The organism is Streptomyces sp. Je 1-79, from assembly GCF_025195125.1.
Classification (GTDB): domain Bacteria; phylum Actinomycetota; class Actinomycetes; order Streptomycetales; family Streptomycetaceae; genus Streptomyces.
Window position 1 is genome coordinate 465,057 of record NZ_JAMGSL010000004.1, and the last position, 23,706, is coordinate 488,762.

Genomic DNA, 23,706 nt, shown 5'->3' on the forward strand with positions numbered 1-23,706 from the left:
TTGACGTGAGACTAGGGCCTTTCTTGAACGTGTTCAAGTCCCTCGCCCGATCGGCCTCGCCCGGCTTGCGGGTGGCGCCCCGATGCGACAGACATGAAGGAATGTCTCGGGGTGGAAGAGGCGGGAGATCCACGTGAGCTCACCCATGCGCCGGTCACCGCGGCCCCGGGCCGCCGCCCTCGTCGTCGGCGCGCTGACCGCGGCGCTGTTCCTCGCGGGCTGCTCGTCCGGCGGTGGCGCCGGCGACGGTGGCGCCGCCGCGGACCGGACCGCCTCCGCCTCCCAGGAGGTCTTCCTCCAGCCGGTGGCCGCCCAGGGCCCCGACCCCTTCACCGACTCCACGGCCGAGGCCGGCACCCCGCCCCCGGCCGCCACCGCCCCGCCGGGCGCCCCCGCGCCCACCGGCACGGCACAGACCGTCCGCGAGGTCGCCGGATCCGTCCCCGGCCTCTACGGCGGCACCCGTTCGGTCGCCAGCTGCGACGTCGAACAGCAGATCACGCACCTCACCCGCGACCGGGCCACGTCCCGCGCCTTCGCCGAGGCGGCCGGCGTCCCCGAGACCGGGGTGGCCTCCTGGCTGCGCGGACTCACCCCCGTCGTCCTGCGCGCCGACGCCCGGGTCACGAACCACGGCCTCCGCGACGGAGCCGCGACCCCTTACCAGGCCGTCCTCCAGGCCGGTACGGCGGTCCTCGTCGACCAGTACGGCACGCCGCGCGTCCGCTGCGCCTGCGGCAACCCCCTGCGCTCCCCGGTCGCCGTCCAGGGCGCCACCCACAGGGGCCGGCCCTGGAGCGGCTACCGCCCCGACCGCGTCGTGGTCGTCAGGCCGACGGCCACGGTCGTCACCAGCCTGGTCATCGTGAACGTCGTCGACAGCACCTGGATCGAGCGGAAGGCGGGGACTCGCGGCGAGGAGGACACCCGCCCGGCCGTGGTCCCGCCCTGCGACCCGGCCGCGTGCGAGCTCACCGGCACGCCGACCCCGCTGCCGTCGCCCTCGGTCACCGACGGCTCGCCCGACCCCGACCGCGACGAGTCCGGGCGCCCCGACGGCTCCACCTCGCCCGAGAGCGCCTCCCCGCGCCCCCCGACCACCGACTGCCCCCCGGCGGTCCCGCCCTCCCCGTCGGCGCCGTCCTCGCCGACCCGGACGCCTGACCCGGCTTCCCCGGACGCCACCCCGCCGACCCCGTCGGTCCCGCCCGGCTGCCCGACCCCGACCTGGTCGGAGCCCCCGGCCGAGCCGGAGCAGGAGCCCGAGCCGGACGCCGAGTCCGACCAGCCGTCCTTCGAGGACCTCTTCCCGAGCGACACAGCGCCCCAGCAGCCGGAGACCTTCGAGGGGTGAGGCGTGATCTCCACCGTGATCTCCACCGTGCGCACCGCCGGGGCTGCGCCTAGCGTGGCCCCATGAGCGCGGGTAGCGGGGGTGAAGAGCCGGTGGAGCCCTGCCGCTGCGAATCGGGCACGGGCGGTGTGACGTGCTGCTTCCTCCGTGACTACGGCTGGGCGTTCCGGATGGGCAGCTTCGACTGGAACCTGGTCACCGGCCTGATGACCATGGACGAGGGAGCCCTGCGGGTCTTCGACATCCGCCCCGAGGAGTACGACGACAACCCCGCCACCCTCTCCTCCCGCGTGGGGCCCGACGAGGGCAGGCAGCTCGACACGCTCGTCACCCACGCGCTGAAGGACGGCAGCGACCACTACGGGGCCTACTTCCGCGTCCGTACACGGAACGGCACCCCCCGCTGGACCCACACCGAGGGGCTGATCCAGCGCGACGCGACAGGCCGTCCCCTGCGCATCGTCGGCATCGTCCGGGACGCGTCGGAGGAGGTCACCGAGCAGGCCGCCCGGCTCGGTCTGGACGAGGGCCGGCGCAAACGGACCAGCGTCGTGGAGTCCACCACGGCCGCCCTCGCCCACGCCCGGACCGTCCAGGACGTCATCGACCTCCTCAACGACTCGCACGGCCTGGAGTCCTTCGGTGCCACCAGCCTGGTCATGGGGCTCATGGAGGCCGGCCGGATCCACCTCGTCGCCGAAGGGCCCGACGGCGCCTTCGTGCCCGGCACGCGATTCACCCGGGTGGACGAGCCGTACCCGATGGGTGAGGTGATCCGGACCCTCAGACCCCGGTTCATCGAGTCGCCGAAGGACTTCGCCGAGTCGTACCCGGTCCTGTGGCCGCACATCAGCGGGCTCGGCATCACCTCGGCCGCCTACCTCCCGCTGATCGCCCAGGCCCGGCCGATCGGCGCGCTCGGGTTGCTCTACAGCGACCGGACCGGCTTCAGCGCCGACGAGCGCAATCTGCTGGTCGCCCTCGGCAGCAGCATCGCGCAGAGCCTCCAGCGCGCCATGCTCTACGAGCAGGAACACGACCTGGCGGAGGGGCTCCAGCAGGCGATGCTGCCCCGCCGCATCCCCGACGTGCCCGGCGCGCAGATAGCCGTCCGCTACCGCTCGGCCCGCCTCGGCCGGGACGTCGGCGGCGACTGGTACGACGTCATCCCGCTCCCCGGCGGGCGGGTCGGCGCGGTCATCGGGGACGTCCAGGGGCACGACACCCACGCCGCGGCCGTGATGGGCCAGCTGCGGATCGTGCTGCGCGCCTACGCCGCCGAAGGGCACAGCCCGGCGACGGTGATGGCGCGCGCCTCCGTCTTCCTCCACGAACTGGACACCGACCGCTTCGCCACCTGCACCTATGTCGAGGCGGACCTCACGACCGGCGCCATGCAGGTGGTCCGCGCCGGGCACGTCGACCCGATGCTCCAGGACACCGACGGAAGCTGCCGCCGGCTTCCGGTGGAAGGCGGGCTTCCGCTGGGTCTCTCGGCCGAGTTCGACCGTCTCGACTACCCGGCGACGACGCTGGGGCTGTCCCCCGGGCAGACCCTGCTGCTGTACACCGACGGGATGGTCGAGAAGCCGGGCGCGGACCTCGACGAGGGGCTGCGCTGGCTCTCCTCGCTGGTACGGCACGGGCCGCGCGACCTCCAGCAGCTCGCCGACCAGCTCTGCGAGGTCGTCGACGACCGGGGAGGCGAGGACGACGTCGCGCTCCTGCTGCTGCGGCGGCAGGGGGCGTACTTCCCGCAGTCGGGCGGCCGGCTCCAGCAGCACGTGGCGCAGAGCGACCCGGAGGCGCTGAGGTCGGCCCGGCACATGATCCGTGCCGCGGTACGGGCCTGGGGCGCGGGGGACCGCTCGGACGAGATCGAGCTGGCCGCCGACGAACTGATCACCAACGCGCTGATGCACACCGACGGCGGGGCCATCGTGACCCTGCGGATGCTGGCAGGTCCCGAACGGCGGCTCCGGGTGGAGGTGGAGGACCGTTCCAGCGCCCTGCCGCGGCGTCGGGAGGCGGGCGAGGCGGGTGTCTCGGGCCGGGGTCTGATGCTGGTGGACCGGATCTCGGACGTCTGGGGCGTCGAGTCGCGCGGCAGCGGCAAGTGCGTCTGGTGCGAATTCATTGTTAACTCTGCGTACATCGATCGTACTTGACCGTAATGTGTGCGCACGGTTGACTGCGAGTTTCCGCCACCCCGGTTTCGCGCCACCTTCTAGGACATGGGGATCCCTTGACCAGTGAGCTTCTGGCACCTCTCGATCTTGCTTTCTGGCACCTCGAGTCCACCGAACACCCCATGCACCTGGGCGCCCTCGCCCACTTCGGCCCCCTCCCCGGCGGTGGCCGTCCGTCCGCCGTACTGGACCTGCTCGGCAGCCGCGCCGCCGCCATCCCGCGCCTGCGGATGCGGGTCCGCGACGTCCTGCTGCCCGTCGGCGGCGCCGCATGGAGCAACGACCCGCAGTTCGACGTAGGCCGCCATGTGCGCGAGATCGCGCTGCCCGGCGCCGACTTCGACGCCGAGAGCGCCCGCCTGGCAGGCGAGCTGATGGAACGGCCGGTCGAACGCGGACTGCCGCCCTGGGAGATGTACCTGCTCACCGGCGCGCCCGACGGCTCGTTCGCCGTCCTCGTCAAGCTCCACCACGCCCTCGCCGACGGCATGCGGGCCGTCGCCATCGGCGCCGGCATCTTCGACGAGATCGCCGCCGTCGCCCGCAGGGCGGGCGGCCGCCGGCCCCGCGCCGTACCCCCGCGCTCCTGGCTCCCCGGACCTGGCCGGCTCGTCGGCGCCGCCCGCGAACGCATCGGCGACCTCGGCCGGGCCGTCGAGGTCGGCGCCTCCGTGGTCGGCGCCTCCGTCGCGCGGGCCGGCCGGCTCGACGAACCCGCCGCGACCGCCCTGGCCGCCGACTCCAGCGGCACCCGCCGCGTCGCCACCGCGGTCCTCGACCTGGAACGCGTCCACCAGGTCCGCCGGACCTCCGGCGGTACCGCCAACGACGTTCTGCTTGCCGTGGTCGCCGGAGCCCTGCGCCGCTGGCTCGACGAGCGCGGCGCACCGCTGCCCGGCGCCGACCCCCGCGCGCTCGTCCCCGTCTCCCGCAGGCGGCCCGGCTCCCCGGCGGGCTCGGGCAACAGCCTCTCCGCCTACCTGCTCGCCCTGCCGGTCACCGAGCCCGACCCCGCCGCCCGGCTGGCCGCCGTACGCCGGGACATGGACCGCAACAAGGCCGACGGGCCGATGCGCGGCGCCGGGGCCCTGGCCGTCCTCGCCGACCAACTGCCCCCGCTCGCGCACCGTTTCGGCGCCCCGCTGGCCTCCGGGGCCGCGCGGCTCCTCTTCGACGTCCTGGTCACCAACGTGCCCCTGCCCCGCTCGGCCCTGTCCCTCGGCGGTGCCCCGCTGCGCACCCTCTTCCCGATGGCCCCGCTCGCCCGGGGCCAGGCGCTCGCCGTCGCCATGTCCCCGTACGGCGGCCGGGTCCATGTCGGTCTGGTCGCCGACGGCAAGGCCGTCCCCGACCTCGACGCGCTGGCCGCCGCCCTCTCCGACGAACTCGAACTCCTCGAGAAGGCCCACTGAACGCGCGTCCCGACGACGGCTGCGGCAGGGTGGAGCCATGCCCGAACTGCCCGAGGTGGAAGCGCTGCGAGAGTTCCTCGCCGAGCATCTGGTGGGCAAGGAGATCGCCCGTGCCCTGCCCGTCGCGATCAGTGTGCTCAAGACGTACGACCCGCCCCTGAGCGCCGTCGAGGGCGCCGCCGTCACCGGGGTCGCCCGGCACGGCAAGTTCCTGGACATCGCCACCGACGGCGCTGAGGGGCGGCTCCACCTCCTGGTCCACCTGGCGCGCGCGGGCTGGCTCCAGTGGAAGGACCCCCTGCCGTCCGGTGTGCCCCGCCCCGGCAAGGGCCCCCTCGCCCTGCGGACCGCGCTCACCGGCGGCGACGGCTTCGACCTCACCGAGGCGGGGACCACCAAACGCCTCGCCGTCCACCTGGTCCGTGACCCGCAGGACGTCCCCGGCGTCGCCCGCCTCGGCCCGGACCCGCTCGCCCGGGAGTTCGACCTCGCCGCCTTCACCGCCCTGCTGACCGGCGAGCGGCGGCAGCTGAAGGGCGCCCTGCGCGATCAGAGCCTGATCGCCGGCATCGGCAACGCGTACAGCGACGAGATCCTGCACGCGGCGAGGATGTCGCCCTTCAAGCCGACCCAGAATCTGACCGAGGCCGAGACCGCCGTCCTCTACGAGGCGATGCGCACCACGCTGCGCGAGGCCGTCGAACGCTCCCACGGCCTCGCCGCCGGCCGGCTCAAGGCCGAGAAGAAGAGCGGACTGCGGGTCCACGGACGGACCGGCGAACCCTGCCCCGTCTGCGGAGACACCATCCGCGAGGTCTCCTTCAGCGACTCGTCGCTCCAGTACTGCCCCACCTGCCAGACCGGCGGCACGCCCCTCGCCGACCGCCGGACGTCCAAGTTCCTGAAATAGCGCCCTCCCTTAGACTCCGCCGCATGCTGCGCGTACTGGCCGTCGACGACGAAGAGCCGGCCCTCGGGGAACTGCTCTACCTCCTCCGTGCCGATCCGCGGATCCGCAGCGCCGAGGGCGCCACCGACGCCACCGGGGCGCTGCGCAGGATCGGCCGGGCCCTGGAGGCCGGTCCCGACAGCGACGAGGCCGTCGACGTCGTCTTCCTCGACATCCACATGGCCGGTCTCACCGGCCTCGACCTCGCCCGGCTGCTCGCCGGTTTCGCCCGGCCGCCGCTGATCGTCTTCGTCACGGCGCACGAGGGGTTCGCGGTACAGGCCTTCGACCTCAAGGCCGTGGACTACGTCCTCAAGCCGGTGCGCCGCGAGCGGCTCGCCGAGGCGGTCCGCCGCGTCCGCGAGCTGGTGCACGCCCCCGCGGCCCCCGCCACGCCGGCGGTCCCCGCGACGGCGGCCGCGCCCGCCGCCGTCGCGGCGCCCGAGCAGATCCCGGTCGAACTCGGCGGGGTCACCCGCTTCGTCGCCGTCGACGACATCGCCTACGTCGAGGCCCAGGGCGACTACGCGCGTCTGCACACGGACGAGGGCAGTCACCTGGTCCGTATCCCGCTCTCCACCCTGGAGGAGCGCTGGGCCGCCCGGGGCTTCGTCCGGATCCACCGCAGCCACCTCGTCGCACTCGCCCGCATCGACGAACTCCGGCTCGACGGCGGGGCCACCTCCGTCCGCGTCGGCAGCACCGAGCTCGCCGTCAGCCGTCGCCATGCCCGCCAGCTGAGGGACCTCCTCATGCGCCGCGCGGGCGGCTGACCGGCCGAGCCGCGCGGAGGCGACCCCCGGAAGCCGGCCCGCCGCCTCCACCGTGCGTGGACCCCGCCGCCTCCACCGTGCGTGATCCCCGCCGCCTCTACCGTGCGTGAACACCGCTGCGTAGACTCCGTGGACTCCACAGCCCCTGCGAGGTCGACAGATGCCGGAGCGGACACCGACGTCCGAGGAACCACCGCCGCGCCGGCCCCGGCGCGAGACGGTCACGCGCGCCTCCGCGCTCCGTCACAGCGGTCTGCCCCGGCAGCGCTTCCCCGGCCACCCGCCCTCTCCCGGCCGCCGGCCGGGGGGACCCCCACCTCGCACCGCTCGCTCGGAGATCAGCGAGCAGACCACCCTCGGCCACACCTACGTCCGCTCCCTGATGCGGAGCCAGCTGCGGGCCGCCCTCACCGCGCTCGGCGCGCTCGCCCTGTGCGTCGGCCCCCTGCCCCTGCTGCTCGCGCTCCCCGCCCCCGAGGCCGTCGTCTGGATCGCGCTCGGCATCGGCGTCTACCCGGTCATCTGGGCCGTCGCCCACTGGTACGTCCGCCGGGCCGAACGCAACGAACACGACTTCACCGTCCTCGTCGAGGGCCGCTGACCGCGGGGGCACGACGAGATGAACCACACCTACGCGGTGGCCGCCGTCACCGCCGTCGTCCTGGCGACCGTGCTCATCGGCGCCCTCGGCCTGCGGATATCCCGTACGACCTCCGACTTCTACGTGGCCTCCCGCACCGTACGGCCCGGCCTCAACGCCGCCGCGATCAGCGGCGAGTACCTCTCCGCCGCCTCCTTCCTCGGCATCGCCGGCCTCGTCCTCGTCCAGGGCCCGGACATGCTCTGGTACCCGGTCGGCTACACCGCCGGCTATCTGGTCCTCCTCGTCCTCGTCGCCGCCCCGCTCCGCCGCTCGGGGGCGTACACCCTCTCCGACTTCGCCGAGGCCCGGCTCGAGTCCCCGCCCGCCCGGCGGCTCGCCAGCCTCCTCGTCGTCGGCATAGGCTGGCTCTATCTGCTCCCGCAGCTCCAGGGCGCGGGACTCACCCTGGAGATCCTCACCGGCGCGCCCGACTGGGTCGGCGGACTCCTCGTCGCCGTCGTCGTCACCGGCATCGTCGCCGCGGGCGGCATGCGCAGCATCACCTTCGTCCAGGCCTTCCAGTACTGGCTGAAGCTCACCGCCCTGCTCGTGCCCGCGCTCTTCCTGACCGCCGCCTGGTTCGGCGACGACGCGCCCCGCGTCCGCTTCGACGCGCCTGCCGTCTTCCGCGAGCACACCACCGTGAAGGTCGCCGACACCGTACGGATCGAGCTCGACGCCCCGCTCACGCTCACCGTCACCGGCCGCGTCGACGCCCTCCCGTACGAGGGGCGGGCCGTCACCCTCGACGAGGGCGCCCACCGCGTCGAGGGCGGCACCGAACTCGCCTTCCCCGAAGGCGCGCCGGTCCCCGCCCGGGCCTCCACCGGAGCCGATCCCCTCGGCTGGTCCCAGCCCCTGGCCGGCGGCCGCGACGGCCACCAGCTCTACGCCACGTACGGGCTGATCCTCGCCACCTTCCTGGGCACCATGGGACTGCCCCATGTCGCGGTCCGCTTCTACACCAGCCCCCACGGCCGGGCGGCGCGCCGGACCACCCTGGTCGTCCTCGGCCTCGTCGGCGCGTTCTATCTCCTGCCGCCGGTGTACGGGGCGCTCGGGCGGATCTACGCCCCCGAACTGGCGCTCACCGGAGCAGCCGACGCCGCCGTGCTCGTCCTGCCCGAGCGGATGCTCGGCGGAGTCCTCGGCGACCTGCTGGGCGCGCTCCTGGCGGGCGGGGCCTTCGCCGCCTTCCTCTCCACCGCCTCCGGACTGACGATGGCCGTCGCCGGGGTCCTCACCCAGGACGTGCTGCCCTCCCGCGGTGTACGGCACTTCCGGCTGGCGACCCTGCTCGCCATGGCCGTACCGCTGACCGCCGGGATCTTCGCCTCGAAGGTCCCGGTCGCGGACGCCGTCGGCCTGGCGTTCGCGGTCTCCGCCTCCTCCTTCTGCCCGCTGCTCGTCCTCGGCATCTGGTGGCGCGGACTCACCCCGCCGGGCGCCATGGCCGGGCTGGTCCTCGGCGGCGGCTCCGCCCTCACGGCGGTGATGGCGACCCGCGCCGGCCTGCCGGACGCGGGCTGGCCGCACACCCTCATGGCCTGGCCCGCGGTCTGGTCGGTGCCGCTGGGCTTCCTCACGATGATCCTGGTGTCGCTCGCCACCCCCCGCCACATCCCGGCCGGCACACCGGCGCTCCTGGCCCGGCTGCACCTGCCGGAGGAACTGGCCTCCCGGCCCGAACCGGTGCGCCATGGAGCGGGGCCCGGCGGACCGGGCGAGACGCGGGGGGCCGAGCGGTGAGCGGGATCGCGCTCGCGGCCTCGGCCGCCGTCGGGGCCGTGCTCCTCGCCGTCGGCTTCGTCCTCGGACGGCTCGCCGCCCGCCGCGGGGACCGGGCCGACCTCGACCTCGGCACCCCCGTCGAACGGGCCACCTTCCACACCCTGCACACCGCCTCGCTCGCCGCCCCGCCGCTGCGCGCGGGACTCACCGAGGACACCGCGCGCAAGGCCGTCCGGCGGCTGCGCTCGCTCCTCGGGACGGAGACGCTCTGCCTCACCGACCGGTCCGCCGTCCTCGCCTGGGACGGTCCGGGCGAGAGCCACCACCGCGAACACGTGATGGAGCAGGTCGCCGGCATCCTCGACTCCGGGCGCAGCCTCTCCGCGCACACCGGCTGCGACGAGGTCGACTGTCCGCTGCGCTGGGCGGTCATCGCCCCGCTCACCGGCGAGGACGGGGTGCTCGGGGCGCTCGTGGCCTATGGATCACGGGAGTCGGCCGTGCTCGTACGGGCCGCCACGGAAGTCGCCCGCTGGGTCTCCGTCCAGCTCGAACTCGCCGAACTCGACCGCTCACGGACCCGGATCGTTGAGGCCGAGATCCGCGCCCTGCGCGCCCAGATCTCCCCGCACTTCATCTTCAACTCCCTCGCCGCCATCGCCTCGTTCGTCCGCACCGACCCCGAACGGGCGCGGGAGCTGCTCCTGGAGTTCGCCGACTTCACCCGCTACTCCTTCCGCAGGCACGGCGAGTTCGCCCATCTCGCCGACGAACTGCGCGCCATCGAGCAGTACCTGGCGCTCGCCGGTGCCCGGTTCGGCGACCGGCTCAAGGTCACGCTGCAGATCGCGCCCGAAGTGCTGCCGGTGACCCTGCCGTTCCTCTGTCTCCAGCCGCTGGTGGAGAACGCCGTGAAGCACGGCCTGGAGGACAGTGTGAACGCCTGCCGGGTCACGATCGCGGCCCGCGACGCGGGGGCGGAGGCGGTCGTCGTGATCGAGGACGACGGCGTGGGCATGGACCCGGACGTGCTGCGCGCGGTCCTGCTGGGGGAGCGTCCCACGGGCTCGGGGATCGGACTGTCCAACGTCGACGAGCGGCTGCGCCAGGTGTACGGGGCGGAGCACGGACTCGTCATCGAGACCGGGCTCGGCGCGGGGATGAAGGTGACGGTACGGATTCCCAAGTACCGCCCCGGAGTTCACCCGACGGCCTCCTAGCCTCCGGGCGAGACGTCCCCGACGATGCCTCGGGGCGGGCCCCCGACCGTGCGCCCGGGCGGTGCCCCGACCGACCGTGCGTCCCGGCGGTGCCGCCGATCAGTAGAGATGCAGTGCCAGATGACCGAGCGGAAGTCCCAACTTCCAGGCGGGCATCCACACATGAGAGGACTCGTCCACGGGCAGACAGCCGAACCCGGCCGGCGGCAGTCCGCCCAGGTCGGCCGCGCGCACCGTCGTCGCCTCCAGAAGGCGCCAGGTCTCGCGGGCCATGGCGAGGTCGGGGCCCATGTCACCCGCACGGTCCCGCTCGGCGAGCCGCGCGCGGACCCACTCCGGCCAGGGGTGCTCGTACGCGGTCCTGGACAGCCACTCGTCGAGCCGGCCCGCCGCCCGGGCCCCGCCGTAGGCCGGCGCCCCCTCGCAGAGGTGGATGGTGAGCGCGAGCGTCTGCCGCCCGGCCCGGTACTCCAGGGTGCCGGGCGCGACCAGGCAGCCCGCGCGCAGCAGGTCGTCGGCTATGAACTCGGCACACAGCCACGCCATCGGGACGGCAAGCCCGCCTCCGCTGGTGCCGTTCGTACTCTCGGGCAGCAACGCTCCCACCTTCTCCCGGACAGTGTCGGTCGGCGATCCCGACCACGAGCCTCCACCGTGGAAGACGCGCGCGGGTCGCTCTTTACTCAACTCGCCGGTGTGGTTTCGGATACGTTTCTCCGCCGGATCGGTGCCCGTGTGCACCAGGGAGGCGGAGGGGGACTCCCGAGGCGGAAGGTGCGGCGGAACGGCGGCGCCTCAGCCGAGGAGCGCGTACACCGCCGTCGCGTGCGCGGCCGTCTCCTCCGTGCCCTCGGCCGTCATCGTGATGTCGGCGAACGCCATCGTCCGGCCCGCCTTGGTGAGCCGTGCCCGCACCAGCACGTCCGTACCGAGCACGGCCCGCTGGAAGCTGATGGACTGCTGCACCGTCGTCATCGGCACGAAGCCGCCGCGGGCCGCCGCGACCGCGATCACCGTCGCCGTGTCGGCGGCGGCCATCAGCGCCTGACCGGACAGGCCCCCGCCCTCCCGGGCGAGCCGGTCGGACCAGGGGAGGCGCAGCACCGCCTCCCGGTCGTCGACCGAGACCACCGAGAGTCCCAGGTCGAGCACCCAGGGCGCGAAGTTGTCGGCGAGTACCTTTTCCGCGGCGGCGGGAGTCAGCGTCGGCGTCACAGGGTCATTGTGCGGCCGCGGTACGGGGCCGGGCAACGGCGCGGTGCGGCGGCCGGTAGTCGGGCAGCCGGTGGCCGAGCTGCCGCAGCGCGTAGTGCGAGCGGGACTTGACCGTCCCGGCGGGGATGCCGAGGTCGGCCGCGGCCTCGTTGACGGTCAGACCGCGGAAGTAGAGCCGGACCAGGACCGCGCGGTGCTCCGGGCTGAGGCCCCTGACGGCCTCGCGGACGTCGAGCGCGGCGACCGCGGACTCCGTGGCGTCCGCCGGGTCGGGGGTGGCGGCGAGCATCCCGTCGCCGATCTCGGCGGGCCGGGCGAGCCGGGAGCGCCGGGCGTCGATGGCGAGGCGCCGGGCCACGGTGAAGAGCCAGGGGCGCATCGAGTCGTAGGGGCCGGCGAAGGCCTCCGGGTGGAGCCAGGCACGGACCAGCGTCTCCTGGACCAGGTCCTCCGCGCGCTGCTGGTCGCCATAGGTCAGCCCGAGCAGAAAGCCGAGGAGGGCCTGGCCGTGGTCGCGCTGCAGCTCCGCGAGCGCCCGCTCGTCCGTCGTCGCCGTCTCCGTCGTCACGGTCGCCGTCGTCATGCTCCACACCTCTCCTGCCGGCTCGTCGTCCCGGGGCGTATACGAACGCATGCGGGCGACGAGGGACAGGGAACGGACAACTGTCTGCGACGAGCGGTCGCACCGAGCGGCGAATGGTGCGATGAGCGGTCAGGCGGAGTCGCTTCATCCGTTCAAGCGGGGTTTGGGGCGAATGGGGCTTTGGCCCTTGACTAGGGCAATCATCCCCTGTCAATTCATCAGGAAAGCTGTTTATCCGATGAATCGGGCGGAGTCGGTAGATGACCCAGCGTACGAGACAGGGGGCGGTGGCCTTCGCGGCGGTCCTGCTCACAGCGGCGACCGGTTGCGCCGGCACCCCCGCCGGCCCACCCGCGCGGCCCGACCCGGCGAGCACCGGCCCCTCGGGTGTCGGCGGGGCCGCCTCCGCCCGGACCGGCTTCACCCTCGTCGCCTCCGGCGACGTCCTGCCGCACGACTCGATCATCGCCCGGGCCGCCGCCGACGCGAAGGGCAGGGGATACGACTTCCGGCCGATGTTCTCCGGCGTCAAGGGGGTCGTCTCGGGGGCCGACCTGGCGATCTGCCACATGGAGACCGTGTACGGACCGGAGGGCGGGCCCTACACCGGCTACCCGGCCTTCAAGTCCCCGCCCGAGATCGCCCCCGCGCTCAAGGAGACCGGCTACGACTCCTGCTCCACGGCCTCCAACCACACCCTCGACGACGGCGCCGCCGGCCTCGCCCGCACCCTCGACGCCCTCGACAGGGCGGGTGTCCGGCACGCCGGTTCGGCCCGTACCGCCGAGGAGGCGGCCCGCCCCACGCTGCTCAGGGCGGGCGACGCCACCGTCGCCCAACTGGCGTACACCTACGACACCAACGGCCGTCCGCTGCCCGCCGGCAAGCCGTGGTCGGTCAACCTGATCGACGAGCGGAAGATCGTCGCCGACGCCCGGGCCGCCCGCGAGGCAGGCGCCGACGTCGTCGTGGTCAGCATCCACTGGGGCACGGAGTGGCAGGCCGCCCCCGACGAGCGGCAGCTCACGCTGGGCCGGTCCCTCACGGCCTCGAAGACCGCCGGCAGGCCCGACATCGACCTGATCCTCGGCACTCACGCCCATGTCCCGCAGGCGTACGAGAAGGTCAACGGCACCTGGATCGTCTATGGGCTGGGCGACCAGATCGCCGGCGACATGGTCAATCACGAGGGCGCCTTCGACCCGCGCGGCAACCAGGGGACCCTCGCCCGCTTCACGTTCACCCCGCCCGCCGCCGCCGGCGCGCGCTGGGACGTCGCCAAGGCCGAGTTCCTCCCGCAGTGGTTCGACACGGGGCGCGGCCGGGTGGTCGACCTCAACGCCGCCATCAGGAAGGGCGAACCCCTCACCGCCGTACGCGACACCATCCGGGACGTCGTCCTCGGCCGGGGCGCGGCGAAGGACGGTCTGGCCATGGGGGAGTAGGCCATCCGCCCATCGGGTGCTTTCCGGCGGGCGGCCGGTGTGGATGGAGGGTGCCGGGCTTCGGCCGTGCGAGCTATTAGTCATGAAAAAGGATGAGATGCCTACGGGGCGTCGGACGGTTCTGCGGATCGCCGCCGCCCTCGGAGCCACAGCCACGTTCGGAGCCCTCTCGGCAGACCGCCTGGCGTTGCCCCCGGGCGCCGCGCCGGAGGGCGCCGGAGCCGCCGGAGGGCCCGCCCCCGGCAGCGGCCCGGCGGCGGGGCCGCAGGCGAGGACGCGGCTGCGGCCGTCCGCGTACCGGCTCCAGCCGATGACGGCGTACGCGCCCCCGGCCTTCCGCCGTGCGCTGCCGCCGGTCCGCCAGCGGCCGTTCCTCCAGATGTCCGGCGTCGGCCGTTCGATGGTGCTCACCTTCGACGACGGTCCCGACCCCCGCTACACCCCCGAGATCCTCGCCATCCTGCGCCGTCACGGCTGCCGGGCCATGTTCTTCGTCTGCGGCGAGATGGCGGTCGAGAACCAGGACCTGGTACGGGAGATGGCCGCGGACGGGCACGTGGTCGGCAACCACTCCTGGTCCCATCCGCTGATCCCCAAGCTGCGGCCCTCCCGCATCCGGGACGAGCTGGGCTCCACCAGTGATCTCGTCGAGAAGGTCCTCGGCTCCGCCCCGCGCTGGTACCGCGCCCCGTTCGGGGCGTGGAACCGGCTCTCCTTCGAGATCGGCGCCGAGCTCGGCATGGAGCCGCTCGCCTGGACCGTCGACACCCTCGACTGGAAGGAGCCGGGCACCGACAGCATCGTGCGCCGGGTCCTGGACGGGGCGGCGCCCGGAGTCGTCGTCCTCTCGCACGACGCGGGCGGCAACCGCTCGCAGAGCGTGGCCGCGCTCAGGCGGTACCTGCCCGAACTCATCGACGCCGGCTACCGCATCACGGTGCCCCGAAGCTGAGTCCGTACGGCGAAGGCCCCCGGCGCACCGTCGCGCCGGGGGCCTTCGTGCGGGCGTGCCGACCGCTCAGTTGGAGCCGATCATGCGGGCGTAGACCACCACGTTGCCCTCGTAGCCGTGCACCCGGGAGTAGCCGCCGCCGCACGTGATGACCCGGAGCTCGGGCTCCCCGGTGTCGGCGTAGACCTGGACGCCGGGGAAGTTGTTCTTGGCGTACACCTCGATGCCGTAGATCTCGAAGACCGCGACCCGGCCGTCGTACCGCTCCACCTCGACGTGCTGGCCCTTCTCCAGCGAGCCGAGGCCGTAGAAGACCGCCGGGCCCGCCTCGTTGTCGACATGGCCGACGACGACGGACGTGCCGCGCTGCCCGGGCGCGATGCCGTTCTGGTACCAGCCGGCGAGGTTGGGGTCCTGCGGGGGCGGGGCCTCGATCCAGCCGGCCGCGTCCAGACCCACGTCCATGATCGGGGCGTTGACCCTGATCGACGGGATCCTGATGCGTGACGCCGGGGCGGCGGGCAGGGGCTCGACACCACTGGACGCCGGGGGCGGGGGTCCGGTGAGCCGGACCCCGGGCGCCTCGGCCGCCGCGGGCTGCGGCGGGCCGACCTCCACGTCGACTCCGTTGCGCATCATCGCCAGACCGGACAGCATGACGAGAGCCAGGACGCCCCACGGTTGGCGTCTTCGTCTCGGCTCAAAGACGCGGAAGTCCTTGGGGCGCATGGTTCTCCCTTCGTGGCGTCGTCAGAACGGTAAGGGCGGCGGGCCGGACCGGCGATCAGAGCGGGGCGAACGGGTGGTGGCCGGATTTCCGGCCGGACGCGGTGGAGCCGAGTGCGGGCCCGGGGCCCTTCGTACCTGAGGGCAGGCCGGGTGACGGGGACGATGACCCATCCGAGTAATCGTCCGATAAGCCTCCTGGTGCTCTGTGACCTGCGGCTCCGCCAGATCCAGGGCTGTTTCCCCGGCGTGTCGCCTCACCGGGGTGGCCCAGTGCCGAAATGCGCAGGTCGCCACTGCTTGTGATGGTTCGTCATGGAAGGCGTACTCGTCGAATCTCCCGGAGCACCGCTTTGGGGCGTCTTCCACTGGAGGTTCAACCATGCGTGCTGCACGCACTCTGGCGGTGACCGCCACCGCGATCGCGGCGGTCGGGCTCGCCGCCCCTCTCGCCGCCGCCACCCACGGGCCCAGCGCTCTGACCGTCAGCGCCTTCCAGGTCGACCGGGGCGGTGACGGTTCCAACAACGTCACCGTCTCGCCCTCCGCCGTCCACCAGGGAGGCATCCTCACGATCACCGCCAGGGGCTGCGCCGGAGGCACGGTCACGTCCAACGCCTTCCCGACGGTCACCCTGTCCGGCAACAACAACGTCGCCACCGCCACCGCCCGCATCCACAACAACGCCACGCCCGGCCAGTACAACCTGGCCGTCCAGTGCAACGGCCGGACGCTCACGCAGTCCTTCCGCGTCCTGTCCGGTCAGGGCGCGCAGGGCGGCATCGGCGGCTCGCTCGCGCCGAGCTCCACGGAGATGGCGGTCGGCGGTTCGCTCGTCGCCGCGGCCGCGCTCGGCGGCGGTCTGTTCATCGCCCGCCGCCGTATGAACGGCGGAAGGGCCTGACCGCCGAACCTCCCGGTCGGCCGTATACGCCCGTCGCCCCCGAATCCTGAACCCAGGATTCGGGGGCGACGGGCGTGTGAGGGGCGGTGGCCCGCTCCGCGGTCAGTGACGCCGGCCGCGGTCGGCGAGCGCCCGGCGCCGCACGACGTAGACGGTTCCCGTGGCCGCGGCGAGGACGAGCCCCGCACCGGCCGCCAGGGCCACCGTGTCGACCCCTCGGACCGAACCGCCGAGACCGCCCTGGACACCCCGGGGGGTGGTGAGGATGGTCGAGCTGGTGGTCGGGGTCGCGGTGGTGCCGCTGATGGTCAGATTGACGGTGTCCGTGATGCCGCCGGTGCAGTTGAACGCCACCGTGTAGACGGCACCGCGCCTGGCGTCCGCGTCCACCGTGGCGGTGGCCGAGGATCCGGGGGCGATGGTCACCGTGTCGAAGATGCCCGCCGACGCCATCGCCGTACTACGGCAGCCGGGAGCGGTGAGCGTCACCCGCCCGCCCGGCGACACCAGCGAGGGCGACACGACGAAGTCGCCCGGAGCCCTCGCTCCGGCGGCGTTGGGGTTCGGTGCGGGTGCGCCGTCCGCCGCGGCGGCGACGGGAGCGGCCAGGGCGAGAGTGGCCGCTCCCAGCAGGGCAGTGGACACGGCACGTATCGCGCGCATGGAATCCTCCGGGTCCCCGAGGAGCAGCCGCGGAAGGGGTTTCCGCGCAAAGGACAGGGCATGCCCCTCGATACCCGAAACGCTAGGAGCGCACTATCACAGCCGCGATCCCAGACAGGCGAATGGGGCACCGATGTCACCCGACCGGCCTACCCGGCGTGTCGCGCCGCCGCTAGTTCGTGAGGTGGGGGAACAGGTCGATGAAGGGTGTGGCCGTCGCCGAGATGCCGCGTCCGAACGGCGCGTCGAAGTCCCAGATCAGGAAGAGCAGGAAGGCGATGAGCGCGCTGAAGAGACCCGCGAGGAGCAGTTCCCGGCCGGTGCGCCGGATCTGCAGGGTGAAGATGAGCCCGACCGTCACCAGCGCCCCGATGATCAGGCCGAACCACACCACCCCGGGCATCGTCGCCCCCGCGTTCTGCCCCCGGGCGCCCCGGGCGTCGTCCACCACGGCCACCTGGTCCACGAGGGGCTGGTACGCCTGTCCCTCGTGGTCGTCGGCCGGCCGGTAGTCGGTCACGGACCGGCGCACCTGCTCCAGGAGCCGGGTGCCCTCCTCGCTGAGCTCGCCGTGCTCGGACATGTACGTCCACTCCTCGTCGACCACGTACGAGGCGTACGCGTCGACGTCGGAGCGGATCCGGTTCCGGACGTCGGCCGGGTAGACCTCGGCCCTGGCCGAGATCTCGTGCAGCGCCTGGGCCTCCTGGCGCACGGTCTCCTGGGCCGCGCCGCGCGCCTCCCAGACGCCCGCGATCGCGAGGCCGAGCACGATCGCGTAGATCACGCCGATCATCATCGTCATGTACTCCATGACGTCGGGCGTCTCGCTGGGGTCGTCGTCGTCGGGGACCCGGCGGTTGTTGATGACGACGATGGTGAGGACGACCGCGCAGGCGGCGGCCATCGCGATGGTCAGGACAAGCCATTCGGACATGGGGTTTCCTTCCGCGGGCTCAGCGGGAGCGGGGACGCAGGATCGCTGTCGCGAGCACCGCGGGGGCGGTGACCAGCAGCATCAGGGAGACGAGCGAGGGGCCGCCGTCGGGTTGGGGCCGTGCGGCGCGGCGGTAGGCGGGCAGGGCGACGGGGGTGGTGGCCGCCGGCCGCGGACGCAGTGAAGGCGTCGGGGACGGCGGGGGAGGGGGTGCCTCGGGTGCCGGTGCGGGTGGCGGGGGCGGCGGGGCCGGTGCCCGGGTCGGCGGGGCGGGCCGCGGCCGGGGCGGTGGGGGCGGTGGATCCGCGTGTACGGGAGGGGGCGGCGGCGTGGGTCTCGGCGTCGTCGGCTCCGGCGTCGGCTCGGGTGTGGGTTCCGGCGTGGGATCCGGCGTCGGTTCCGGTGTGGGCGTCGGACACGGCGGCGGGGGAGGAGTCGGTGTGGGCGAGCAGGCGCCCGGCCCGCTGACCGCGACCGAGGTGTTCGAGCCGCCCGGCCCCGTCGTGGCGTAGGCGCAGGCATCGGCGGCCGCGGGCGGCGCAGGCGCGGCGAACAGCCACAGCAGCGCCGCGGCCGCCAGTGGCCGCGCGAGGAGAGTTCCGTACAGAGGCAGAGGCACGCCGAAGAGCATGATCACAGTCCTGGCCCACCACGCCGGGAATCGGCCCGGATTCCCCGGATGGTGGGGATCTCGGCGCCCACGCGTTTGACGATCTCCGAAAGATTTCCCGCGCCCATTGAGCACGGCGCGCACGGGCCCCGTATCCAATGCCGGGAAGCGGCCGCAGAGGCTGCGCCGACAAGCAATGAAGCAATGGGAGTTGACATGAAGACCTGGGGGAACGCGGCACTCGCGCTGACGGCGGCGGCCGTGCTCGCACTGACGACGGCGTGCGGTCAGGAGAAGGGCGACCAGACGCTGGGCGGCCAGCCGGCGGGAGCCGCGAACCCCGCCGGCGCCCCCGCCGACAACGGTTACAGCTCCGGCGGTTACGCCTCAGGGGGCTACGGCGACGCGGGAAGCGGCGAGGCCGAGCCCGCCGGGCAGATGGCGGTGGCGTCCACCAAGCAGCTCGGCAAGGTGGTGACCGACAGCGAGGGCTACACCCTCTACCGCTTCGACAAGGACTCCTCCTCCCCGCCCAAGGCCACCTGCGAGGGCGACTGCGCCAAGGCGTGGCCCGTGGTGAGCCCCGAGGACGCCAAGGCCCCGGCGGGCGTGGACGCTTCGCTGCTCGGCGAGGTCACCCGCGCCGACGGGAGCAAGCAACTGACGCTCGGCGGCTGGCCGATGTATCGGTACGCCAAGGACACCAAGCCCGGCGACCTCAACGGCCAGGGTGTCGGCGGCACCTGGTTCGCCTCCGCCCCCGACGGCAAGAAGGCCTCGGCGGAGGCCGACGGCGGTGCCGCGGAGGAGGGCGCCGAGGAGGAGGGCGCCAAGGAGGAGCCGGCGGCCGACGCGGCCGGGCTCTCGGTGCGCGAGGACCCCAAGCTCGGTGAGATCGTGGTCGATTCGCGAGGAATGACGGTCTACCGGTTCAAGAAGGATTCCGCCTGGCCCATGAAGACGGCCTGCACCGGCGCCTGCCTGGAGAAGTGGCCGGTTGTCGCCCCTGTCGACAAGAACGACATCGAGGGCATCACGAAGAAGGGCTTCGTCACCTTCTCCCGGCCCGACGGCATCAAGCAGCAGACGATCGACTGCTGGCCGCTCTACACCTTCGCCGGCGACGAGGCGCCCGGAGACACCAACGGCCAGGGTGTGGGCGGTACCTGGTACGCCGTCTCTCCCGAGGGAAAGCTGGTCGGAGCGCCCAAGTAGGTCCCCCGCGCAGCGCTTCCGGCCTTGCCGGCCCGCCGTCACCCCTCGGGTGACGGCGGGTTGGCGCACGTCCGCATGCACGTGAAAATGCACGAGCCGAAGGCGTGAAATCTGCGTTCCTCTCGCACGTGCCATTGGCGTGTGACCAAGAACGGACCGCGAATTTCCGTTTCCACTCGCTCTCCCGGCGGGCGATCAGTAGCCTCGGCTCGAACACCGGCCGCGAACACATGGCCGTATCCCCCGTGGCGACTTGTTGGAGACATTGATGGAGCGTCCCGCCTGGGCCCCGCCGGGTATCGATATTTCGGTGCCGAGCGTGTCCCGAATGTACGACTTCTATCTGGGCGGCTCGCACAATTTCGAGGTGGACCGGGAAGCGGCCCGCAAGGCCATGGAGTTCATGCCGGGGCTCCCCAAGGTCATGCAGGCGAACCGTGCCTTCATGCGCCGGGCCGTGCGATACGCCGTCGCGAGCGGCGTCACCCAGTTCCTCGACATCGGCTCCGGCATACCGACGTTCGGCAACGTCCACGAGGTCGCACGGGCCGCGTCGCCGGACGCGAGGGTGGTGTACGTCGACCACGACCCGGTCGCCGTCGCGCACAGCCGCGCGGTGCTGGAGGGCGAGGACCACGCCGCCGTCGTCGCGGCCGACCTGCGCAAGCCGCGGGAGATCCTCAACAGCGCCGAGGTCCGCCAACTCCTCGACCTGGAGCAGCCCGTGGCGCTGCTGCTCGTGGCCGTCCTGCACTTCCTGGAGGACGAGGACGACCCGCGCGCGGCGGTCACCGAGCTCCTGGACGCCCTGGCCCCCGGCAGCCTGCTCGTGCTCACCCACGCCTCCTACGAGCGCATCCCGCTGACGCAGGATCAGGCCGAGGGCACCGTCGGGGTCTACCGCACCATCCGCAACCCCCTCGTCATGCGCTCGCACAGCGAGATCAGCCGCTTCTTCGACGGCTGCGAACTGGTCGAGCCCGGGCTCGTGGCCATGCCCGAATGGCGGCCCGAGAGCCCGGTCGAGGAGGAGGATCCCTACGCCTTCTCGGGCTTCGCAGGTGTGGGGCGCAAGGCGTGAACGTGCCGTCGCAGCCGTCCGGCTCCGGTGCGGAACCCGACGGCCTGGAGGACAGACTCCGGCGGTTCGTGACCATCTGGAGCCGGGCCATCTTCCCGGTCACGGCCACCTCCATGACCCGCGTCGAGTTCGAGCAGCACCTCCTGCCGGTCGCCCGCGAGCTGTGTGCCGCGCTGCACGATCGGTCCTTCGACACGGCCGCCGCGCACCGCGCGGGCTCCGCGCTCGTCGGCATCCACTGCACGGATCCCGACGCGCTCAGCCGCACCCTCGGCGTCGTCGACGCGTACCTGGTGCTCTACTGCGGCGACGAGGAGCGCACCTCCACGGAGGAGCTGCGCGCCCGCTGCTCACGGCTCCAGCACGCCATGGCGGCCGGCTTCGCCCAGGCCCTGCGCGAACGGACCCGCCTGGAGCAGGAGGCCATCGCGCGCTCCGCGCTCAACGCCCGCAGCGCCGCCGAGGTCGCCCTGCACACCACCGAGAGCCGCTTCCGGGCGGTCTTCGACGGAGCGGCGGTCGGGATAGGCATCGCCGACCTCGAAGGGAACGTCCTGGAGGTCAACGAGACCCTCACCCGGATGTTCGGCGGCCTGGACCAGCAGATCCGGTCCCGCAAGGTCAACGAGTGGGCCCATCCCGAGGACGGCCCGCACGTCTGGAAGCTCTACGACGAGCTGGTGCGCGGCGAGCGCGAGCACTACCGCGTGGAGAAGCCGTACTACCGCGGCGACGGCACCGTCCTGTGGACCAACCTCACCGTCTCGCTGCTGCGCGACGCCGAGGGCTTCCCGCAGTACCAGCTCGCGCTCCTGGAGGACACCACCGAACGCCGCCTGCTCAACCTGCGGCTGCGGTACGAGGCGACCCACGACGCGCTCACCGGACTGCCCAACCGGACCCTCTTCTTCGAGCGCCTGGACAAGGCGCTCTCCTCGGCCGACGGAGGCCGCTTCGGCCTGTGCTACCTCGACCTGGACGGCTTCAAGGCCATCAACGACAGTCTCGGCCACTCGACCGGTGACCGGCTGCTCGTCGAGGTCGCCGACCGGCTGCAGAGCTGCGCCACGGCCCCGGGCGAGATGGTCGCCAGGCTCGGCGGCGACGAGTTCGTCGCCCTGACCACCGGGCCGAACACCGAGCGGGAGGTCGTCGAGCTGGCGAACCGTATCCTCGCCACGCTCGCCACCCCGGTCCGGATCGACGGCCGTGAACTCACGGTCCGGGGCAGCATCGGCGTCGTCGAGGGCCCGGCGGGGGAGCGGACCCCGGCCGAGGTGCTGCGCAGCGCCGACATCACCATGTACCGCGCCAAGTCGGCAGGCGGCAACCGGTTCGAGTTCGCCGACGCCGAGGCCGACGCCCGCGCGATCACCCGCCACGGGCTGACCACCGCGCTCCCGGCGGCCCTGGAGCGCGGCGAGTTCTTCATCGAGTACCAGCCACTGGTCCACCTCGGCGACGGCAGCGTGCACGGTGCCGAGGCGCTCGTACGGTGGTGCCACCCGCAGCACGGCGTCCTCGGCCCCGACCGGTTCATCCCGCTCGCCGAGAACACCGGACTGATCGTGCCGCTCGGCCGCTGGGTCCTCCAGGAGGCCGTCCGCCAGGCCCGTTTCTGGCAGGCCCGGCACGCCGACGGCGGCCCGCTGCGCATCAACGTCAACCTCTCGCCGACCCAGCTGCACCATCCGCGGCTGGTCGCCGACACCGTCGACGTGCTGGAGCGCTCGGGGCTCGAACCGGGCGCGCTGTGCCTGGAGGTCACCGAGTCGGCGCTGATAGGCGCGGACGACGACCTGCTGAAGCCGCTGCGGCAGCTCGCCGAGATGGGCGTGGACATCGCGCTGGACGACTTCGGCACCGGCTACTCGAACCTGGCCAACCTGCGCCGGCTGCCGGTGAGCGTCCTCAAGCTGGACCGGTCCTTCACCCAGGGCATGCAGCGGCACCCGGCGGACCCGGTCGACCTCAAGATCGTGGAGGGCATCGTCTCTCTGGCCCACAGCCTGGAACTGGCCGTGACCGTCGAGGGTGTCGAGACCCGGGCGCAGGCGCAGCAGCTCCGGGAGCTCGGCTGCGACACGGCCCAGGGCTGGTACTACGCCCGCCCCGGCGCCCCGGACCGGATCCACTCCCTGGTCCTGGCGGACGCGGTGTAGCCCGGGCGTTCACCGGGCCTTCACGGCGTGGGCGGCGGCGGGACGCGGGACGACAGCAGGACCCGCTGCAGCTCCCGCGCCGCCCGTGGCGGGGCCACGTCGCTGCGGTGGGCCAGGGCGATCGTGCGGCGCAGGCCCGGCCGGGCCAGCGCCGTCACCCGCACGTCGCGGCCCGCGCGGGCCGCGACCATGGCCGGCACCACGGCCACGCCGAGACCCGCCCGGACGAAGCCGAGGACCGCGTCCATCTCGCCGCCCTCCACCGTGAACGTCGGCTCGAAGCCCTCCGCCCGGCAGGCGGCCACGGTCAGCTCCCGCAGGTCGTAGCCGTGCCGGAACATCACCATGGGCCGGTCGCGCAGATCGGCGATCCGCACGGGCCGTTCCGGCGCCGGCGCCGCCGCGCTCGACACCACCACCAGGTCCTCACGCAGCAGCTCCACCGTCGTCAGCGCCGGGGACGGCGTCGGCAGCGGCAGCACCACGAGCGCCAGATCGAGTGCGCCGCGCGCCAGCTCCCGTACGAGATCGTGCGAGCCGCCCTCCTCGATGAGCAGCCGGATCCCCGGGTGCAGATCGTGGAAGGCGCGCAGCACGTCCGGCAGCAGACCCGTGCACAGGCTCGGGGTCGCGCCGAGCCGCACCCGCCCGCGCCTCAGCTGCACCAGTTCCTGCACCTCGTGGCGCGCCGTGTCCGTGTCGGCGAGGATCCGGCGCGCCAGCGGCAGCAGCGCCTCGCCCGCGTCGGTCAGCGCGATGTTCCCCCGCGCCCGGCTGAACAGCTCCGCCCCCAGCTCCTGCTCCAGGGCCCGGATCTGCTGCGAGAGCGAGGGCTGGGACACGTGCACCCGCTCGGCGGCGCGCGTGAAGTGCCGGGTCTCGGCCACCGCCACGAAGTACTGAAGTTGCTGGAACTGCATAGGCTCAGCCTATCGAGATGAG

Annotated in this window: 22 protein-coding genes; 15 read left to right on the forward strand and 7 right to left on the reverse strand. The window is 73.2% G+C overall.

Features of this window, described 5'->3' with window-relative positions; translation table 11 throughout:
- Positions 1-133: 133 nt before the first annotated feature.
- From M5362_RS10050 to M5362_RS10085, 8 genes are all read left to right on the forward strand, one after another.
- A complete protein-coding gene (locus M5362_RS10050) occupies positions 134-1,354 on the forward strand; it encodes a DUF6777 domain-containing protein (protein WP_260227036.1) in 1,221 nt (406 codons plus the stop codon).
- 62 nt (positions 1,355-1,416) lie between these two features.
- On the forward strand, positions 1,417-3,522 hold the full coding sequence (locus tag M5362_RS10055) for a SpoIIE family protein phosphatase (RefSeq protein ID WP_260227037.1): 2,106 nt from the start codon (positions 1,417-1,419) through the stop codon (positions 3,520-3,522).
- Between the two features lie 77 nt (positions 3,523-3,599).
- The gene (locus tag M5362_RS10060; RefSeq protein WP_260227038.1) at positions 3,600-4,955 is read left to right on the forward strand and encodes a wax ester/triacylglycerol synthase family O-acyltransferase; all 1,356 of its coding nucleotides are present in this window, start codon (positions 3,600-3,602) and stop codon (positions 4,953-4,955) included.
- Between the two features lie 37 nt (positions 4,956-4,992).
- Positions 4,993-5,865: an Fpg/Nei family DNA glycosylase gene (locus tag M5362_RS10065; protein ID WP_260227039.1), complete on the forward strand. Its 873-nt coding sequence runs from the start codon at positions 4,993-4,995 to the stop codon at positions 5,863-5,865.
- Positions 5,866-5,888: 23 nt separating this feature from the next.
- Positions 5,889-6,677: a LytTR family DNA-binding domain-containing protein gene (locus M5362_RS10070; protein ID WP_260227040.1), complete on the forward strand. Its 789-nt coding sequence runs from the start codon at positions 5,889-5,891 to the stop codon at positions 6,675-6,677.
- A 160-nt stretch (positions 6,678-6,837) separates the two neighbouring features.
- Positions 6,838-7,278 carry a hypothetical protein gene (locus M5362_RS10075; RefSeq protein ID WP_260227041.1) on the forward strand — a complete coding sequence of 147 codons (441 nt, stop codon included), beginning with the start codon at positions 6,838-6,840 and terminating at the stop codon, positions 7,276-7,278.
- Positions 7,279-7,296: 18 nt separating this feature from the next.
- On the forward strand, positions 7,297-9,069 hold the full coding sequence (locus M5362_RS10080; RefSeq protein ID WP_260227042.1) for a cation acetate symporter: 1,773 nt from the start codon (positions 7,297-7,299) through the stop codon (positions 9,067-9,069).
- A complete protein-coding gene (locus tag M5362_RS10085) occupies positions 9,066-10,271 on the forward strand; it encodes a sensor histidine kinase (protein WP_260227043.1) in 1,206 nt (401 codons plus the stop codon). Before M5362_RS10080 ends, M5362_RS10085 begins: the two co-directional genes overlap by 4 nt.
- Positions 10,272-10,370: 99 nt before the next feature.
- Here the strand turns inward: M5362_RS10085 and M5362_RS10090 are convergent, their stop codons facing one another.
- From M5362_RS10090 to M5362_RS10100, 3 genes are all read right to left on the reverse strand, one after another.
- Positions 10,371-10,868, reverse strand: coding sequence for a hypothetical protein (locus tag M5362_RS10090; RefSeq protein ID WP_260227044.1), 498 nt, complete (start codon positions 10,866-10,868; stop codon positions 10,371-10,373).
- A gap of 198 nt (positions 10,869-11,066) precedes the next feature.
- Entirely contained in the window at positions 11,067-11,486 is a 420-nt protein-coding gene (locus M5362_RS10095; RefSeq protein WP_260227045.1) for a PaaI family thioesterase, read from the reverse strand.
- A gap of 4 nt (positions 11,487-11,490) precedes the next feature.
- Positions 11,491-12,069 (reverse strand): sigma-70 family RNA polymerase sigma factor, encoded by a 579-nt coding sequence (locus tag M5362_RS10100; protein ID WP_260227046.1) that lies wholly within the window; start codon positions 12,067-12,069, stop codon positions 11,491-11,493.
- Positions 12,070-12,329: 260 nt separating this feature from the next.
- Here M5362_RS10100 and M5362_RS10105 point away from each other — a divergent pair, with 260 nt between their 5' ends.
- On the forward strand, positions 12,330-13,514 hold the full coding sequence (locus M5362_RS10105; RefSeq protein ID WP_260227047.1) for a CapA family protein: 1,185 nt from the start codon (positions 12,330-12,332) through the stop codon (positions 13,512-13,514).
- A 97-nt stretch (positions 13,515-13,611) separates the two neighbouring features.
- Entirely contained in the window at positions 13,612-14,466 is an 855-nt protein-coding gene (locus M5362_RS10110) for a polysaccharide deacetylase family protein (RefSeq protein ID WP_260227048.1), read from the forward strand.
- A 66-nt stretch (positions 14,467-14,532) separates the two neighbouring features.
- Here the strand turns inward: M5362_RS10110 and M5362_RS10115 are convergent, their stop codons facing one another.
- Positions 14,533-15,195 (reverse strand): class F sortase, encoded by a 663-nt coding sequence (locus M5362_RS10115; protein ID WP_260227049.1) that lies wholly within the window; start codon positions 15,193-15,195, stop codon positions 14,533-14,535.
- 379 nt (positions 15,196-15,574) lie between these two features.
- Here M5362_RS10115 and M5362_RS10120 point away from each other — a divergent pair, with 379 nt between their 5' ends.
- Positions 15,575-16,096, forward strand: a complete 522-nt coding sequence (locus M5362_RS10120) for a hypothetical protein (RefSeq protein WP_260227050.1) — start codon at positions 15,575-15,577, stop codon at positions 16,094-16,096.
- 102 nt (positions 16,097-16,198) lie between these two features.
- Here M5362_RS10120 and M5362_RS10125 read toward each other — a convergent pair whose 3' ends face one another.
- Both M5362_RS10125 and M5362_RS10130 read right to left on the reverse strand, forming a co-directional pair.
- Complete coding sequence (locus M5362_RS10125; protein ID WP_260227051.1) at positions 16,199-16,759, reverse strand: hypothetical protein; 561 nt, start codon at positions 16,757-16,759, stop codon at positions 16,199-16,201.
- Between the two features lie 172 nt (positions 16,760-16,931).
- On the reverse strand, positions 16,932-17,696 hold the full coding sequence (locus M5362_RS10130; RefSeq protein WP_260227052.1) for a DUF4239 domain-containing protein: 765 nt from the start codon (positions 17,694-17,696) through the stop codon (positions 16,932-16,934).
- A gap of 329 nt (positions 17,697-18,025) precedes the next feature.
- On the opposite strand from M5362_RS10130, the gene M5362_RS10135 reads away from it, so the two are divergent.
- From M5362_RS10135 to M5362_RS10150, 4 genes are all read left to right on the forward strand, one after another.
- Positions 18,026-18,208 carry a hypothetical protein gene (locus M5362_RS10135; protein WP_260227053.1) on the forward strand — a complete coding sequence of 61 codons (183 nt, stop codon included), beginning with the start codon at positions 18,026-18,028 and terminating at the stop codon, positions 18,206-18,208.
- A gap of 314 nt (positions 18,209-18,522) precedes the next feature.
- Entirely contained in the window at positions 18,523-19,521 is a 999-nt protein-coding gene (locus tag M5362_RS10140) for an SCO0930 family lipoprotein (RefSeq protein ID WP_260227054.1), read from the forward strand.
- A 268-nt stretch (positions 19,522-19,789) separates the two neighbouring features.
- Positions 19,790-20,602, forward strand: coding sequence for an SAM-dependent methyltransferase (locus tag M5362_RS10145; protein ID WP_260227055.1), 813 nt, complete (start codon positions 19,790-19,792; stop codon positions 20,600-20,602).
- Positions 20,599-22,764 carry an EAL domain-containing protein gene (locus tag M5362_RS10150; protein ID WP_260227057.1) on the forward strand — a complete coding sequence of 722 codons (2,166 nt, stop codon included), beginning with the start codon at positions 20,599-20,601 and terminating at the stop codon, positions 22,762-22,764. The genes M5362_RS10145 and M5362_RS10150 overlap by 4 nt, the downstream gene beginning before the upstream one ends.
- A 20-nt stretch (positions 22,765-22,784) precedes the next feature.
- Here M5362_RS10150 and M5362_RS10155 read toward each other — a convergent pair whose 3' ends face one another.
- Positions 22,785-23,684 carry a LysR family transcriptional regulator gene (locus M5362_RS10155; RefSeq protein ID WP_260227058.1) on the reverse strand — a complete coding sequence of 300 codons (900 nt, stop codon included), beginning with the start codon at positions 23,682-23,684 and terminating at the stop codon, positions 22,785-22,787.
- Positions 23,685-23,706: the final 22 nt, after the last annotated feature.